We start from the raw sequence: 16,879 nt of genomic DNA, 5'->3' as shown, positions 1-16,879 counted from the left end.
CGCCATTTACATCCGTGCTCAGCAACATAGAGGATCGCGTTGAGCACTTGCAGGTTCGACAGGCTCACATTGCCTCGCTGTCGTGGCAGGCAGTGTTCGATCTGTTTGAATTGGGCTTCGGAGATTTCCATCTCCGAAGCATAACCTCAAATAGACATAGTGTGAACACGCCCTAGTCGATCAAGCCGCGCATGACGGCGGACCTCGTGATGGACGCACTGACGATGGCATGGTTTCGTCGCCGTCCTGCTTCGGGCGCACTGTGCCACTCGGCTCGGGGCAGCCAGTACGCGAGTCACGAATTCCAGCGCAAACTGGCCGCCTACGGCGTGCGCTGCTCGATGAGTCGCAAGGGAAATTGCTGGGACAACGCCCCGACGGAAAGCTTCTTCAACAGCTTGAAGAACGAACGGGTTCACGCTACGCGCCCTCGAACGCATCAGGACGCGAAGGCCGATCTGTTCGATTACATCGAAGTGTTTTACAACCGCAGTTGCCGTCGTTCGTCGCTCGGCTTTATTTCTCCGCAGCGGTTCCTTCGGGACTGAATCAAAGCTCTGCATACCTCGGAACCGTTGGAAGGCGAAAAATCGAGGACAGCTCACGGCGCAAAAATATTAAGTCCTCCGTATTTTCGAAAGCATCGAAGTGAAGGTATGGTTAGAGTTTTGATTGCTGCGGCAAGGTAGTAATTGCTGTAATACATTTGACGCAAAGGCGTGCTGAGCGTGGGTTCGATTCTCGGTGCCCCACCAGATGGCGTTTTTGCTAGACGTCATCTGATGGGGGCTGGTTTCGACAGGGCGAGATAGTGAAGAAGGCGGCAGGAGAGGTGACCGACCTAATCGGCACAAATCTGTAAATGCAAACGATCGCACTTGCACCCTGACGGGCACCCTATCCTAATGTCAGGGAACTCTGTCGGAAACATCAGCAAGCGGCCAGGATCTATGAGAATCGAAACTGCACAAAGACTCAGACTAGGGCGTCGCAAAAGCGGAACTCTGCAAACTGGCTCCGGGATGTCCGCAAACGGCAAAAGCCCCATACGCAAAGCGGGGGTTACGCGCAAACCGCCAACGCTAATGTGCTGTCAGGTGTATTTCATCCGCCTGCGGCCGGAGTCGCATACAGGCTGACGGCCAAAATTCATACACTAGCAGATGAGGCTGAACAGGACGAGGTGGAAACTACGGTACCGTCCTTGTCTGCGTGTGAGTTGCACCGGCAGGTTATCGTTCGGCCGTTCCGGATCGATGGGATCGATCAGCGACTTGCGCTTCCTCGCCGCTGCTGGGCCCGACGCAGCGTGAGTCAGAGCGCAATCAATACGAGTCGACCACTCTAACCGGCCGGGCAAAGCCCGAGCTGGGCGGTTGGAGTGGTGGGATTTGAGACTTGGACTCGCTCGCCCCAATCCAAACGCATGAGCCGAGCTATGTCCCGATCCGCCGATGGAGTATCTTACTCACCTTCGGAAATCAAAAACCGATCGCGATTCTTCGCGCTCGCAATCCAGCGAGGCGCCTTACCACGTCCACTCCAGGTCGCGCCGGTTTTCGGATCGCGATACTTTGGAGGGACTGGCGCGCGCGACCTCGGCGCGATCGACGCACGTCTACTCGACGCCGCTGCGCGGCGGTGTCCGAAGAGTTGGTCAGGCGTGATGCCATATTCTTCGATCTGTTCGCGTATAGTCGTAATGATGCGGTCTAGTTCGGCAAGTCGCGCTTCTTCCGCTTGCTGTGCTAGTGCCGCTGCCTGAGCTTTAAGTTCACGATAGGTAGTCATGAGAATGAACGGTGTCCTTTTATAAGATAGCGTGGGAAGGTGAATACGTCCGAGTCGAAAGCGAAAGCCCCTAACTGAACGACCATATTATATATGGCGTGGAAGGCCGCGTTCGATTGCCTTCGCGACATGCGACCATCGACAGCGGCCCGACAGGATCTCGATTGCGGCTCCAGATTCTGCCATGGGCGAGATTTCTCAGTTGAAAGCTATTATTTTACATAAGCTAAATTATCGATAGTTTTGGTGTGGGAGCAAAGTTGTAATGTCGCATCTGGGCAAAGTTGAAATGTCGTAGTTCGAGGGTTTCGGCGCATGCTGGCGGCGGTTTGAACTGCTGGAGCGCATCGTGGGCCAACCTGGACTGATCACCATGAGCATGCGGGAGTTGGATCGTCTGAAGGTCGTGGAAGCCGTGATCGAGCAGCGTCTGATGCCTTGGCGAGCCGCGGAGCGGCTCGGGATCAGTCGACGGCAGATTGAACGGCTGGTCACCCGATATCGTGCTGCGGGGCCGGCTGGACTGATTTCGCAGCGCCGTGGCCACGCCAGCAACCATCAATTGCCCGAGGATCTGGCGCACCGTGCCTTGAGCCTGATTCGTGAGCGCTACGCCGATTTCGGGCCGACGCTGGCTTGCGAGAAGCTGTGGGAATGCCACGGGCTGCAGTTGTCGAAGGAAACGGTCAGGAAGCTGATGACCGACGCTGGCCTGTGGGTGCCGCGCCGGCAGCGGCCACCGAAGGTTTATCAACCGCGGGCGCGACGCGCGTGCCTGGGTGAACTGATCCAGATCGATGGCAGCGATCATCGGTGGTTCGAGGAACGGGCGCCGGCCTGCACGTTGCTGGTGTATGTGGATGACGCGACGAGTCGGCTGATGATGCTGCACTTCACGCAGACCGAATCGACCTTCAGCTACTTCGAGGCGACGCGCGCGTACATCGAGTGCCACGGCAAGCCGGGGGCGTTCTATAGCGACAAGTACAGCGTGTTCCGCAACGTAACGCCAGGCAAGACTGGTAATCGGGTGACGCACTTCGGTCGCGCGATGTACGAGCTGAACATCGACACGTTTTGCGCAAACAGCAGTTCGGCCAAGGGGCGAGTCGAGCGAGCACATCTGACGCTGCAGGATCGCTTGGTCAAGGAGATGCGATTGCGCGGGATCAACACGGTGGCCGAGGCGAACGCCTATGCACCCTCCTTCATGGCCGCTTACAACGCACGTTTCGCGAAGCCACCGAAGAGCAGTTTCGACGCTCACCGGCCACTGCGGGACGACGAGAGCCTTGAGTTGACGCTGACGTGGCGCGAGCCGCGAAAAGTGACGAAGTCGCTCACGGTGCAGTACGACCGGGTGATGTACTTGCTGGAGGACACGCCGGAGAATCGAAAGTTGATCGACCGGCAGATCGAGGTGTGGGAGTACCCGGATGGGCGCATCGAACTCCGAACAGAGGGTCGCGTGTTGCCCTGCAGGCAGTACGACCGGCTGGCCGAAATCGATCAAGGTGCCATCGTCGAACACAAGCGTCTGAGTCACGTGCTGCAGATCGCGCAAGCGCTTCAGGCGCAGCGCGATAACAGCCGAATCGGTAAGGCACCGTCTCGAACGCATCGAGGCGATTCGACCAAGACGAATCGCAGCGCCACTCAGCCGAACAAAAAGAAGCAGCGTGAGTTCACGCAGACCGATGTCGAGAAAGTGATCGTGGATCTCGCCGAACGCAGACAGATCCAACAGCCCGCGCGCAAACCTGGCCGTCGGTCTGCAAGGGGCCGTGACGCAAGCGTAAGCACCCTGCCCGTTCAGGATCCGCTCTTCGACACGGCGTGATCTGCAACCCAAGAGAAACAAGCCTCAAGCCCGTAAACCCGGACATTTCAACTTAGCCGAGACGCGGACATTTGAGAATGGCTTTGACATTGGTTGTAGTAGCTTTTTAGATGGAATGGTCGCCTCCCGCCTTAATGGGCCGTCCGGCGCCGCAATCTCGCGTCCAGAGCATGCGACATTGCTGGTTCGGCAGCCCAGCCGCCAAGGAGAACCAGATGGAACCCACGACCATTGCCATCGATCTAGCCAAGCGCGTTTTTCAAATTCACTTTGTGGACCCGGACGGCACGATTCACAGCAAGGTGCTCAAGCGTGCCCAGATGCTACCGTTCTTCGCCAACCGGCCGGCGAGCCGCGTCGTTATGGAGGCCTGCGGCAGCGCTCATCATTGGGCCCGGGTCCTGGCGCGGCTCGGCCACGACGTGCGTCTCATCGCAGCTCAGTTTGTGCGGCCGTTCGTGAAGTCGAACAAGAATGATGCGGCTGACGCCGCGGCGATCTGGGAAGCTGCCCAGCGTCCCGGCATGCGGTTCGTGGCCGTTAAGACCGAAGACCAGCAGGCCATGCTGGCGATGCACCGGATACGCCAGCAACTGGTCCGGATTCGCGTCATGCAGGTCAACCAGCTTCGCGGATTGCTCTACGAGTTCGGCGTCGTGTTGCCTCAAGGCCGTCGTGCATCGGTCGACGCCGCAAAGGCCGCGCTGGCGTCACTGGCCGACGAGTTGCCGGCCATGCTGCTAGACAGCCTGCAGGATCAGCTTTCGCGACTCCGTGCGCTCGATGAGCAGATTGCTCGGATCGAGCAACGCATTCTCAATTGGCGTCGCAATGACGACGCATGCCTGCGCATCTCTGAGATTCCGGGCGTGGGCGTGCTCACGGCAACTGCCGCGGTTTCGGTCATTGGACAGGCAAGAACGTTTCGCTCGGGGCGGGAGTTTGCCGCCTATCTCGGTCTCGTGCCGCGGCAAAACGGCTCGGGAGGCAAAATCAAGCTCGGTGGGATCAGCAAGTCAGTATGACTCCCGCTCGGTAGGGCTGGCCGCCGTGGGGAAGTATGCGCGGGTTAGCATGGCTGCCAGAGCCGCATTGAGTGGGGGCGGAACCGCCACTCAACGGTGTATTCCGCCGCGGAGGCCAGCATGGAACACGATAGCACGCTGTATGTGGGCCTGGATGTCCACAAGGATTCGATCACAGTCGCCTATGCTGTCGGGATGAGCGACGTGGAACTGTTCGGTAAGGTCGGCACGATGCAGATTGATGTCGACCGGTTGTGCAAGCGGCTGCAGCAGAAGGCGCGGCACATCTGCTTTGTCTATGAAGCGGGTCCGTGCGGGTACAGCCTGTACCGACGGCTGGTCGATAAAGGTTTTGACTGCATGGTCTGCGCACCATCGCTCATTCCACGCAAGCCGGGTGATCGCGTCAAGACAGACCGCCGCGACGCGATCAAGCTGGTGCGCTCGCTGCGTGCCGGCGATCTGTCAGCCGTGCATGTGCCGACGGTTGAAGATGAAGCGTTCCGCGACCTGGCCCGCGCGTGGTCGGCTGCCAGGGAAGACCTGAAGGCAGCACGCTGCAGGCTCAAATCTTTTCTGCTGGCCCACGGCATCCACTATCTCGGCCGTCCCAACTGGGGGCCGACACACAGGCGCTGGTTAAGTACGTTCTCGTTCGACAGCGCCTGGCAGCAATTGGCGTTCAACGAACATCGGCGCTCGATTGAGGACCGGCTCGCGCAATGCGAGCGGCTGGAACTGGCTTTGCGTGAAGCCGTCATTAGTTGGCGGTTCTATCCAGTCGTACTGGCTTTGCAAGCGATGCGCGGAATCAACTTCACGTCGGCAATCGGCCTGGTGTCTGAACTGGGTGACCTCACGCGTTTCGAACATCCGCGGCAACTGATGGCTTGGATTGGCGTGACGCCTTCGGAGCATTCCTCGGGCGGGAAACGACGCCAAGGTAGCATTACCAAGACCGGCAACAGCTACGCACGTAAGCTGCTGGTTGAATCCGCCTGGAGCTATCGTCATCCGGCACGCGTGAGCATCGATATCCAGCGCCGGCATGAAGGTCTACCCAAACCGATCATCGATCGCGCCTGGGACGCGCAGCTGAGGCTGTGCCGACGATATCGTAAGCTCGTCGCCAGAGGGAAGACCGCACACGTTGCCATCATCGCGGTCGCACGCGAGCTGGCCGCCTTCATCTGGGACGTTGGTCGACTGGGGATGACTCTGGCTGCACCGCAAAGCGAACAAGCCGCATAAATGGAGGACGTAGCCGACGAAAATCCAACCACCACCGGAAGTTTCCTGAAGGCGGCGCAGCCCGGTATTCGAGTAGCCCGCGACCGCGTTTGGCAACGACATCAGTCGACTTGCGTAGTAAGGAAGCGGCAGGCTCATGAGACGGACCTCTGTAATGCGGTAACCAACCCGCGAATATCAGCTTGATCCACCGTCGTGATTTACTGCTGCGCCGCCCTCAGGAAATTTGCTCTAACCACGGAGTAGATCTTGAAAACCGATCCGGATTGACATCGGGAGTCATATCAACGCGGTGACGTTTATTTGCGGACGCTGCTGATCCACGGCGCGCGATCGGTCATCTCGAGCTCAAAGCACTTGCCGGAGCGTTTGCGTCAGATGCTGTCCCGACGACCAACGAACGTCGTTGCTGTTGCACTCGCAAACAAGATGGCGCGAACAATCTGGGCGCTGCTGGCGTATGGCCGAACGTATGAGGCAGCACCGTCGCAGTAGTCAAGCTTCAATCCCTTTAACCCATCCACGGTTGCACAGGTGATGCTGAAAGATGGCAAGACGGGTTGGACCGCGCAAGAGCAAGCCTGAGACATTTCTCGGACCTCGAGTCCGCTATTTAGATTAGGAACCTTGCGGCGAAATCCATCGGGGCCGGCAGGCACGTCCTGCGATCGAGTCCGGATATAAGTCCGCAACCACCCTCCTCGCTACGATCAAAAATCACCTTGCAAATGGGAGGCGACCATATAAGAAATGTCGTGTTCGGGGGTGCGGCGGAATTCTTGGACTATCAGGAGCTAGTCCATGTATTCGTACGAAGACCGTATCCGAGCGGTCAAGCTCTACTTGAAGCTTGGAAAGCGCCTTACCGCGACCGTTCGTCAATTAGGCTATCCCACAACGAAAACTCTCGAACGTTGGTATCACACGTACCAGCGAGGCCTCGATCTGCCGAGGGAACGTATTTGCTTGAGGCCGCGCTATTCGGCAGAACAAAAAACGGCGGCCACTGACCACTATCTAAGCCATGGTCAGTGTCTGGCAGCAACGACAAGGGCCTTGGGATATCCGGGACGCGGGACGCTCGTCGCGTGGCTCGACGAACTGCATCCTGAACGGAAGAAACGCGCTCTCGGGAAGACTTCGGGTATTCGGTACGCACCAGAGTTCAGGCAGACAGCGGTCATCGATCTGTGTACTCGACGAGAAAGCGCTGAGGAAGTCGCTAAAAAGATTGGCGTGAGCCGTCCAACGTTGTACAACTGGAGAAATCGGTTACTCGGTCACGAGGCTGTTTCAACCATGACACGCCGCAACGATCCGCCGCAGACCTCCGAGCAGGCGACGCTGGAGCAGCAGGTCGAATCACTCCGACGATACATTCGGAAGCTCCAGATCGAACATGACATCCTGAAGGCCTGGGCGTCGACCCGCAACTCCTGACGAATCGGGAGAAGACGGAGCTTCAGTCACGAGGTGGTGCTTTGAACCGGGTCGTGCCCGATCGGTGGGATTGGGTCCTGTTTTTGACCCGATCCCACTGCACGAATGGAGGACGAATCGATGACCACGCGCGACCAATCGATGCGATCGGCCGCGCGAAGCTTGGCCAGCAGCACCTCCTGCAGTCGATCCCAGACGCCCGCGTGCTGCCAATCGCGTAGCCTGCGCCAGCAGCTCATGCCTGAACCGCAGCCCATTTCCTGCGGAAGCATTTCCCAGGGAAGGACGGATTGCAGCACGAACAAGATTCCGGTCAACACGGCGCGATCGTCCAGCGGCTTGCGCCCCGGGTATCGCGTCCGACGCGGCTTTGGTGGTGGCTGCAACGGTTGAATCAGTGACCACAATTCGTCATCGAGTATCGGTTTTGCCATGGCCTCCTCGTCAGCGAAACAACGAAGAGGTTAACAGAGCGTGCGGCGGGTTAGCAGTCCCCACAACTCATTTTGTTAGAGCTTTTTAGCCGTTGCGCACGACCGCTCGCTGTCCCTCCAGTGTCTTTACATTCGAGTACCGTTCGAGAAATGCCATCAATTCCGCCTCGATCGCCTGTTGGATGATTTGCCGCGCGCCTTGCTGGATCAAATCGCCCAGCCCAAGCGAGCCCTTCAATTCCGTTGCTGCTGCTTGATTGTTGTTCGATTCCTGCGTACGTTTCGCCATGGTGGCGGAGTTCGGTTGCTGAGCTTGCTACCGTGAGAAAGCAACATTCTCAGTCAACCGCCACCGCCTTCTTCATGCTCCCCGCCTACTGCCGTACACCAGATCCGAGATTAGCTCCAGGGAGGCTTTCCAGCAGATCGCGCTGTGTCCATTCCGATAGCGCCGTGATTGCGGCCAACAGAGCCGTGAAGGTCGCCTCACGCCGGGCCTCCGGAAGGTTCCCGAGCACGCCACAGAGCCTTTTCAGCGGATTGTACTGTTCCCGAGGAGTATGGCCAGCGGCTCGCCCCGTTGTTCTTCCGGTATCGCCGTGATCGCTGCAAACAGAGCCGTGAAGGCCGCCTCGCACCGGGCCTGCGGAAGCCGGTAGAGCGGGCCGGCGAGTTCGGCCAGCGGCTCGCTCCGTTGTTCTTCCGGTATCGCCGTGATCGCGGTCAACAGAACCGTGAAGGCCGCGTAGCGCTGGAGCTGCGGAAGGTGGTCGAGCACGCTGGCGAGTTTGGCCAGCGGCTCGCCCTGTTGTGCTTTTGGTAGCGCCTTGATCGCGGTCAACAGAACCGTGAAGGCCGCGTAGCGCTGGGCTTCCGGAAGCACCCCAAGCATGCTGGAGAGTCGGGCCAGCGGAACGCTCTGTTGCGCTTTCGGTAGCGCCTTGATCGCGGCCAACAGGGCCATGAAGGCCGCCTCGCACCGGGCCTGCGGAAGGTTGTAAAGCGTGCCGGCGAGTCTGGCCAGCGGCTCGCCCCGTTGTTCTTCCGGTAGCGCCGTGATCGCGGCCAACAGAACCGTGAAGGCCGCGTCGCGCTGGGCTTTCGGAAGCGACACAAGCTTGCCGGAGAGTCGGGCCAGCGGAACGCCCTGTTGCGCTTTCGGTAGCGCCTTGATCGCGGCCAACAGAGTCGTGAAGGCCGCCTCGCGCCGGGCCTGCGGAAGGTGGTAGAGCACGCCGGCGAGTTTGGCCAGCGGCTCGCCCCGCTGTTCTTCCGGTATCGCCGTGATCGCTGCAAACAGAGCCGTGAAGGCCGCGTCGCACTGGGCCTGCGGAAGGTGATAGATCGCGCTGGCGAGTTCGGCCAGCGGCTCGCCACGTTGTTCTTCCGGTATCGCCGTGAACGCGGTCAACAGAACCGTGAAGGCCGCGCCGCGCTGGGCTTCCGGAAGCCGCTCGAGCTCGCAGAGTCGGGCCAGCGGAACGCCCTGTTGCGCTTTCGGTAGCGCCGTGATCGCGGCCAACAGAGTCGGGAAGGCCGCGTCGCGCTGGGCCTGCGGAAGGTGGTAGAGCACGCCGGCGAGTTTGGCCAGCGGCTCGCCCCGTTGTTCTTCCGGTATCGCCGTGATCGCGGTCAACAGAACCGTGAAGGCCGCGTAGCGCTGGGCTTCCGGAAGCGACACAAGCTTGCCGGAGAGTCGGGCTTGTTCTTGTTCAGTTGGGTAATTTCAGATTTGCGGAAATGATTCTGCAGGTCCGGCCAAGGAGGCTACGACTTGGGTTGCCACAAATACCCCGCTTTTTGCAGCCGGGCAAGCCAGGCTCCCCGCTTGCCGTGACTCGACATCAATTGCGCCAAGCGACGCCGGAATACGGCATCCCGCCTGGCGTTTGCATACGCTTCGGCGAGATCCTGCAACTTCTGGAATGCTTGATCGTAGGCGCTGCCCGTTGTGCGCCGAAGTTGTGCATCTATGCTTGACCACGCCGTGTCTTCCTGTTCGAGAAGTGATGTGAGGTACCGCGTGCGTTCTTCCCGACGGCGGGCCTCGGCCGCCTGACGTGCTTCCTGCTCCCTTCTTTCACGGATGGCACGATGTGAGGCGACCTGTGATTCGATTTCGGATATTCGACGGCGCCTTGGTAAATCCAATTGCTTTACAGTCCTTCCTTTATCCCACTTGAGAAATGCGTTTCGAAGCGTTCTCTCAGCTTCACGGCTGCGTCCTTGTAGCAGCATGCGCAGTTTCACCCGCATTTCATCAACCGGCAACTCACGTAACCAGGGATCAAAGCGACTATCTTCGCTCCCGCTGGATACTGAGGCCAATAATGACGGGCTGGCCTCGGCGGCGGCGGCGAGCCAATCCGCATCCAGCATCAGAAACTCGGCCAGTGCTACCTGCGCGGGCGTCAACGCCTGTAATCCCGCAGGCACCGGCGGTTCGATTTCGTCATCGCGTAATTCACCATTCCCGAGTCGAGCAAGCCACCCAAGATAAAGCGGGCGAGCATCGCCGCCGAGCAGCTCGTCGCGTACAGGCAGCAGGCGCGCCATCCACCCCGCACCATCCATCTCTTCCGAGAAGCGGGAGTGTTCGCCCGAATCATCATTGAACGACCAGTCGAGGATGCACCAGTCATCGACGTCCATGGCCTCGAATGCTTTCTCGAAATGGGAGCGCCTCTTTCGTCCAGCTTTGATGTAATCGCGGATGGTCTCCGCGTCAAACGTCCCGTGTGGCAGGCGAAGAAGCAGGCGGCAGTTCCCCCAGTTGGAAGAGTAGACGTGTGCGTCGAAATATTGCTGTACCCACTCGAGCGGGTCGCCCTTGAGGTTTCCCCAGTGATATTCGTTGACGAAGCTTGAGGCGGTGATCGTGGCCCGCGTGGAGAAACTGCGCAACTCTGCCTGCTGGATCGCCGTAAGCAGCTGGTCGACGCATGCAAACTCGTAGTATTGGTATTCGCTCATGCCAAATTCCCGTAGCGAAGCGCATGGAAGACAAGAAGGTGAATGTGCTGGCGCGCGACCCGGCGGAGCCCGGAAACTGCGGGCCGACGCGAAAGCCAGAATGCTTCATGGCAAACGCAGAAAGGCGTGCGCGTTGCCATTGTGACGTCTTTTCGGCACGCGATGCTGCGCTTTCAGGCCGCCGCGCCCGCGACGCCCAGCCGCATCCGGTAGTCCACCAGGAGCTGCTGCTGCGCTTCGATCTGCGCGGCCAGCTTCGTGAGGTCCGCGTTGAGCGAGTCACGAGCCTCGCGTACCTGGAGCAGCTCGGCTGACCGCGCATCGGCTGCCGCTTGCACTGCGTCGCGCTCGGCCTTGGCGCGCGCTCGATCGGTAAGGGCACGATTGAGGGCGGACTGCAACGCCTCGCCATGTGCCTGCTGATCGCGTGCGAGCCTGGTCGTGGCCGTCGCTTCGGCGACGAGCCGAGCGTTGTCCCGGTTCAGCTGAGTGATCTCGTTCTGCCGGACGATGGCCGTCTGGTTCGCCTGGCGTAACTCAGCCTGCACCTGCTGTACCTGCTGCTCGTGTCGACGCACTTCCTGCTCGCGCTGCTCGCGCGCGGCCGTACGGAAATGCTCAAGGGAATCACGCGCATGCGCGAGCTTTGCCTCGAGCGACAGGCGAAAGCCTTCCTGTTCGGCAAGACGCTCGGTCTGGTCGCGTACCTGCTGGGTGAGCCGCTCGACGTCCAGGTCGCGCTGATGCAGCGCTAGGCGGGTCCCGGCGTGCGCGTCCTGCTCCGCGGAAAGGGTGACGGTCGCGCCAGAGAGTTGCTCCCGCACCGCGCCCAACTCAGCGCCGAGCTTTGCGATTTCAGACTGCGCCTGCTGGCGCTGCGCGGCCGCAGCGGCGACCTGCTGATCGACGAGGGCTTGTGCCTCCTCGTGCAGGCGGGCCGCGAGCCGGACCACCAGATCCTGGATCGCGTCGGACAGCGCCACCGCGCGTGCCAGCGATGTGCCGTCCTCTTCCTCGAGTTCTTTCAGGTACCGGTGGATGGTGGTTTTCGAGCCCGTGTTGCCGAGCGCGATACGTATCGCGTCGATCGACGCGTGCTGCCCCTGCGCGATCAGCGAATCGCGCGCACGCTTGACGTCCACACGGGTTAGGCCGGCGCGAGCCATGGGACCTCCTTCGAATATCGTACTGTATTACATACTATGTATATACGTACCAATACAATAGGTCAAGCATGGTGTGAAATTGGGATTTTTCATATGCGATAAAGGTGGGTTATTCAATGTGATGCCCCGAAAACAGCTTCCAGGAGCCGGGAACGGTACAAAAAGGAGATTGGCTGCGCGATTTCAGGCAAGCGTCAGCTGGAGCTCCTGTCCAGGCACGCACACCTGGTAGCCCATCGCCCGATAGCCGCGCTGGCGCTTGTCCCACATGCGCAGGAGCACTGGATGCCCGCCGTCTACGTAATCGAGCACCCGCACGCCAGTTTTACCTGCATGCTCGCGGTGAAGCCGGCCGGCGTACTGTTGCAGGGTGCCTTTCCATGCGACCGGCATCGCCAGCACCAACGTATCCAGCGCCGGGTGGTCGAAACCTTCCCCGACCAGCCTGCCAGTTGCGAGCACGACGCGGGGCGCGTCACCGGCCAGCGCGTCAAGGGCTGCCAACTGGGTGGCGCGCGCCTTTCTGCCGAGCCGTCCGTGCAGCACGAACAGCGATTGCACCGTGCCTTTCAGCATCTGCTGCAGGCTTTCGAGGTGGTCCATCCGCTCGGTGAGTACCAGCACGTTACGCCCTTGTCCGTACTGTTCACGGACGGCCGCTGCGATCATCTGCGAGCGCGGCGCGTCCTGTGCGAGATGTGCGAACACCGCCTGGATCGGCGCGTCGTCCGCGACATCCACCGCAGCAGTAAGTCGTTGCGGGAAGACCTCAAGCGACTGCGGCGCATTGGCTGGCAGCCGCGCTGCATGTCGGATCGGCCCGCACAGCATGAACATCACCGGTTGCTGGCTGTCGCGCCGCACCGGTGTCGCGGTCAGGCCCAGCACGTAGCGCGCCTGAACGGCCTTGAGGACCGCATCGAAGGAATCCGCAGAGACGTGGTGACATTCGTCGACGATGACCTGGCCATAACGCCGCAACAGCTCGCCACGAGTACCGTCGGGTGCCACCGACTGCAGCATCGCGACATCGATCTGATCGGTCGCTTTCGACTTGCCGCCGCCGATCGTGCCGATCGCCCGCGGATCGAGCCCGAGAAACGACTGCAGGCGTTCGCGCCACTGATCAAGTAGCTCCCGGCGATGCACGAGCACGAGCGTGTTGACGCCGCGCTGGGCAATCATCGCGGCCGCCGTCACGGTCTTTCCAAATGCCGTAGGCGCATGCAGGATGCCGGTGTCATGTCGCAGCAGGTCGGCCACGGCGGTCTGCTGGTCATCGCGCAACGTACCCGCGAACGACACGACGATCGGCTCGCCAGCGCAACGCGCGTCGCGGAGGTCGCAGGCGATGTCGTTATCGCGCAGCAGAGTCATGACGTCGTCGAGGCAACCCCGCGGCAACGCGATATGGCGCGGACAATTTTCGGCTCGGCCAATGATACGCGGCTTGTCCCATACGCTGAAACCGCGTGCCTGGGCTCGGTAGAACTCCGGATTCTGGAAGGCTGCCAGTCGGATGAGACGATTGAGCAGCGCCTGGGGAAGCTGTTCTTTCTCGAAATAGAGCTGGTTCGCGAGCGTCAGCGTGAGCGATGCCGGCATTGGTCCGGCCAATCGTTTCGGCAGCGCGGGAGGTGGCTTCCACGGCTCGACCTGGTCCTCTTCGGCGATGAACGCAACGTCGAGCGGATGGGCGCCGCCCGTAGCACGGAAAATCACGCCCCCGATGTCGCGCCCGTCCATCATCTGGATGGCGGCCAGATACGCCCACTGGTCGGCATAGGGCTCGAAGCGCTCGTCTACAAACACACTGCATTCGCGCTCGCGCGGCTGTTTCTGCAGTGGCAGCGCGATCAGGTTGCCGAAGCCGCCTTTGGGGAGCACGTCTTGGTTCGGAAAGAGCCGGTCGTAAGACGACAACTCAAGCTGCCGGGTCCGGGCGCAGGTGTGACTAATGATGGCCGCCCCCATTCGTCGCGCCTCGCGCGCGGTGACGGCCGACGAGAAGAAGATCCACACATGCGCGCCGTTGCCCGAGCGTGAAATCTCGAGCGAAACGGGCACGCCCAGCTCTTCACACGACTGCCGGAAGGCCATCGCATCTTCACGCCAGCCCTCCTCGTCGAAATCGACGGCGAGCAGGTAGCAGGTGCTGTCTGGCATCAGTGGGTAGAGGCCCACCGTATGATCGCCGGCCAGGTGTGCGTAGATGACCTGATCCTCCAGTGGCAACAGCACGCGATGCCCGCAGTCCGCGCAGCGGATGCGGGGCTTGTCGCAAATACCTGTTCGCCATTCATTCGCGCAGGCTGGCGCGTAGCCCGACTTCCCGGAATTGCGGCTTTCCCAGCGAAGCGGATAGACATCCGTGCGGCCACGAAACAGCCGCCGGAAGAGTTGCACTTTCTGGTCTGGCGAAAGTATAGGAGCGCTTGTGTTCCGCCCCGCTGGTGACAGTACGCGTCGGACTGCTGGCACGGACTTATCCGGCGTCGGCACGGTTGTCGGCAGCAAGGCGGTAAGTCGGACATTTTCAGTATGCAGACGGGTGAGCTCGGCGAGCAGCTCTTCGCGTGTGAAATTTTCCCAGCCCGGATGTGACGGCTTGCCTTCGTTCATCGCTTCATCGGTCGAAACCGCATTCCCCGTCTCGCAATCCGACTGGCGCACATGATCGTTGTTGCATATCATCATCTCCGATATTGATTGCCCGATTGTACCCACGAGCCATGTCTGCTACCGATCGCTACGTAGAAGCCGCGACGCGCGAAAATACCCGTCGCAGTTACCAGTCGGCAATCCGGCATTTCGAGGTTGAATGGGGCGGCTTCCTTCCGGCGAGCGCTGATGCCATCGCGCGGTACCTTGCCGACCACGCGGAAACCCTGTCGGTCAATACGCTGCGGGCGCGCCTGGCAGCACTCGCACAATGGCATCAGACGCAGGGTTTCGCAGATCCGACGAAGACGCCGCACGTGCGAAAGGTACTCAAGGGGATCGCGGCGCTGCATCCTGCGACCGAGAAGCGCGCCAGACCGATGCAGCTCGCGCACCTCGAAAAGCTTACCGCCTGGCTTGATGGGCAGATCGACCAGGTCGCAGACGAGCGAAGCCACCTCGCGAATGTTCGCAACCGAGCGCTGGTGCTACTGGGTTTCTGGCGTGGTTTTCGTTCGGATGAACTCAGTCGATTACGGATCGAGCACGTGACCGTCGAGGCGGGCCGCGGCATGACGTTGTTCCTGCCGCGCACGAAAGGCGATCGCGCACAGCTTGGCACGACGTTCAAGGCGCCCGCTCTGTCGCGGCTATGCCCGGTGGCCGCCTATGAAGCTTGGATTGCCACCTCTGGCCTGACCGAGGGGTTCGTGTTCCGCAGCGTCGACCGCTGGGGAAACGTGAGCGACGAAGGGTTGCATGCTGGCAGCTTTGTTCCCTTGTTGCGCACGCTGTTTCGCGAGGCTGGACTACCCACGCCCAATAGTTACAGCAGCCACTCGTTGCGACGAGGCTTTGCGACTTGGGCCAACTCGAACGGCTGGGATCTGAAAATGCTGATGGAGTATGTTGGCTGGAAAGATGTGCGTTCGGCAATGCGCTACATCGACGCGCCCGATCCGTTCGCACAACATCGTATCGAGTCGGCACTCACAATGATGCCACCACCGGCACCCACACAGCCCGCGATCGCCGAACCTGCGAAGACGCAGTCGTTGGCGGACGAGGTAACGACATCGACGCCGCAAACGCATCTGAGCCTGCACCTGGTCATCGAGCGCAACAGCAAATTCGTGCGAGGCATGTCCAAGGCGCGCCGCTGGATCGAAGATTTCTGTCATACCCTGTATGAGATACGATGCGTCAGCCGGCAGCGCACGCGATACGAGATCACCATGTCGTTTGCATACGGAGCCGAACTGGAGGCGGCGATCGAGGAACTGCTCGGCGAAATCCATTTTACCGCGGAGATGTGTGACTGCATTGCAGAAGCGGTGCTGCACGATCCTGTCGCAGACCGGTATTGGCGCTGATCGCGCTCGTCGACTTCATCGGACGGACGCCAGTCCGCCAACGGTACCGATACGCCGTCCGTCTCTATCCAGCACGCCTCATGATCCCGTACCTCGTTGCCAGGGCGCGGCTTCCAGCAGGACGTCGCTGTATTGGTCGATGGGAAAGCTCAATGTGCCCCTGAAGTTCACGTGCGCAAAATGCGCAGGCCCCATCCGGCGCAACCACTCGTCGTCGACCTGTCGTCCTTTGCGTCGCCAGCCGTCGACCGTCGCCTGCATGCGTTGCGTGTTCCACGCGATCACGAGGTTCGTCAGCAACGTCAACGACCCCGAGATCGCGATCATTTCATCGCGACGTCGACCGCGCTCGGGGGCCACTCTGCCGGTGTAGATCGCGCGCTGAAGCTGGTGGACCGACTCGCCGCGATTCAGCAGCGCATGCAGCTCCCGGCGGAACGCCACGTTGCGGCAACTGCGTGCTCAGGGGCGGCCGGCGAGCGCCGAACGCGTGCGTCGCAGCCTGCAACGCCAGGGGTTGCGCCCGGTCTACAAGCGTCCGTATCGAGTGACCACGGATTCGACGCATCGCCTGCCGGTGGCGCCGAATCTGTTGGATCGGCGTTTCGACCGCTGGCAGCCCAATCAGGCCTGGGTAAGCGACATCACCTTCGTCAGGACCGGCGAATTGGGTAGCCACGTTTCCTTGCGGAAACGCGGCCCCCGAAGAACCGTACGTGCGAGCTTTCCCCGCATACGGCTCGAGCACAGCATGAAGCGTCGCACTGACGCCGGTCTCGCCAGCTGCACGAGCCCTTCGCAAGTATCCAGCAGTTGATTCGCCTCATCGCTGAGCTGAGACGAAGGGCGCTGAACCGTAGTCATACCGGTCTCTCACAAGCTTCCCCTCGATGAATCTCAAACGTGGACCTGCGACAGCTGCACC

9 protein-coding genes and 8 pseudogenes are annotated in these 16,879 nt (G+C 60.6%); 8 read left to right on the top strand and 9 right to left on the bottom strand.

Annotated elements, in window-relative coordinates; translation table 11 throughout:
- Nucleotides 1-131: transposase (locus DID99_RS34670; protein WP_148094689.1), on the bottom strand; the 131-nt coding region annotated here is incomplete at its 3' end.
- Nucleotides 132-176: 45 nt separating this feature from the next.
- Between DID99_RS34670 and DID99_RS34665 the strand changes: the two are divergent.
- Nucleotides 177-548: pseudogene (locus DID99_RS34665) on the top strand (DDE-type integrase/transposase/recombinase); the annotation flags it as partial.
- Nucleotides 549-1,464: 916 nt separating this feature from the next.
- On the opposite strand, the gene DID99_RS34660 reads toward DID99_RS34665, so the two are convergent.
- A complete protein-coding gene (locus DID99_RS34660; RefSeq protein WP_124668545.1) occupies nucleotides 1,465-1,791 on the bottom strand; it encodes an H-NS family nucleoid-associated regulatory protein in 327 nt (108 codons plus the stop codon).
- A gap of 373 nt (nucleotides 1,792-2,164) precedes the next feature.
- On the opposite strand from DID99_RS34660, the gene DID99_RS34650 reads away from it, so the two are divergent.
- The 5 genes and pseudogenes from DID99_RS34650 to DID99_RS34630 all read left to right on the top strand — a co-directional run.
- The gene (locus DID99_RS34650; protein WP_124668544.1) at nucleotides 2,165-3,631 is read left to right on the top strand and encodes an ISNCY family transposase; all 1,467 of its coding nucleotides are present in this window, start codon (nucleotides 2,165-2,167) and stop codon (nucleotides 3,629-3,631) included.
- A 215-nt stretch (nucleotides 3,632-3,846) separates the two neighbouring features.
- Nucleotides 3,847-4,647 (top strand): annotated as a pseudogene (locus DID99_RS34645) (IS110 family transposase); the annotation flags it as partial.
- A 129-nt stretch (nucleotides 4,648-4,776) separates the two neighbouring features.
- A complete protein-coding gene (locus DID99_RS34640) occupies nucleotides 4,777-5,907 on the top strand; it encodes an IS110 family transposase (RefSeq protein WP_124668543.1) in 1,131 nt (376 codons plus the stop codon).
- A gap of 285 nt (nucleotides 5,908-6,192) precedes the next feature.
- Nucleotides 6,193-6,402: pseudogene (locus DID99_RS34635) on the top strand (IS110 family transposase); the annotation flags it as partial.
- Nucleotides 6,403-6,708: 306 nt separating this feature from the next.
- Nucleotides 6,709-7,370, top strand: a pseudogene (locus tag DID99_RS34630) (transposase); the annotation flags it as partial.
- Here the strand turns inward: DID99_RS34630 and DID99_RS34625 are convergent.
- The 6 genes and pseudogenes from DID99_RS34625 to DID99_RS34600 form a co-directional block, all read right to left on the bottom strand.
- Nucleotides 7,333-7,781: pseudogene (locus DID99_RS34625) on the bottom strand (transposase); the annotation flags it as partial. The pseudogenes DID99_RS34630 and DID99_RS34625 overlap by 38 nt on opposite strands.
- An 88-nt stretch (nucleotides 7,782-7,869) precedes the next feature.
- Nucleotides 7,870-8,070: pseudogene (locus tag DID99_RS34620) on the bottom strand (IS256 family transposase); the annotation flags it as partial.
- A 243-nt stretch (nucleotides 8,071-8,313) separates the two neighbouring features.
- A complete protein-coding gene (locus tag DID99_RS34615) occupies nucleotides 8,314-9,462 on the bottom strand; it encodes a hypothetical protein (protein ID WP_124668542.1) in 1,149 nt (382 codons plus the stop codon).
- A gap of 86 nt (nucleotides 9,463-9,548) precedes the next feature.
- The gene (locus tag DID99_RS34610) at nucleotides 9,549-10,754 is read right to left on the bottom strand and encodes a hypothetical protein (RefSeq protein ID WP_124668541.1); all 1,206 of its coding nucleotides are present in this window, start codon (nucleotides 10,752-10,754) and stop codon (nucleotides 9,549-9,551) included.
- Between the two features lie 173 nt (nucleotides 10,755-10,927).
- Nucleotides 10,928-11,920, bottom strand: a complete 993-nt coding sequence (locus DID99_RS34605; protein ID WP_124668540.1) for a DNA-binding protein — start codon at nucleotides 11,918-11,920, stop codon at nucleotides 10,928-10,930.
- A gap of 183 nt (nucleotides 11,921-12,103) precedes the next feature.
- Nucleotides 12,104-14,542 (bottom strand): TOTE conflict system archaeo-eukaryotic primase domain-containing protein, encoded by a 2,439-nt coding sequence (locus DID99_RS34600; protein WP_311767510.1) that lies wholly within the window; start codon nucleotides 14,540-14,542, stop codon nucleotides 12,104-12,106.
- Nucleotides 14,543-14,652: 110 nt separating this feature from the next.
- Between DID99_RS34600 and DID99_RS34595 the strand changes: the two genes are divergently transcribed.
- Complete coding sequence (locus DID99_RS34595; RefSeq protein ID WP_124668539.1) at nucleotides 14,653-15,954, top strand: site-specific integrase; 1,302 nt, start codon at nucleotides 14,653-14,655, stop codon at nucleotides 15,952-15,954.
- 78 nt (nucleotides 15,955-16,032) lie between these two features.
- On the opposite strand, the pseudogene DID99_RS34590 reads toward DID99_RS34595, so the two are convergent.
- A pseudogene (locus tag DID99_RS34590) lies at nucleotides 16,033-16,392 on the bottom strand (Tn3 family transposase); the annotation flags it as partial.
- A 4-nt stretch (nucleotides 16,393-16,396) separates the two neighbouring features.
- Between DID99_RS34590 and DID99_RS34585 the strand changes: the two are divergent.
- Nucleotides 16,397-16,621: pseudogene (locus tag DID99_RS34585) on the top strand (IS3 family transposase); the annotation flags it as partial.
- Nucleotides 16,622-16,879: the final 258 nt, after the last annotated feature.

The sequence above is a fragment of the Burkholderia sp. Bp8986 genome (assembly GCF_003854225.1).
In the GTDB taxonomy this organism is placed as follows: domain Bacteria; phylum Pseudomonadota; class Gammaproteobacteria; order Burkholderiales; family Burkholderiaceae; genus Burkholderia.
This window is presented reverse-complemented; position numbering and strand designations above follow the sequence as displayed.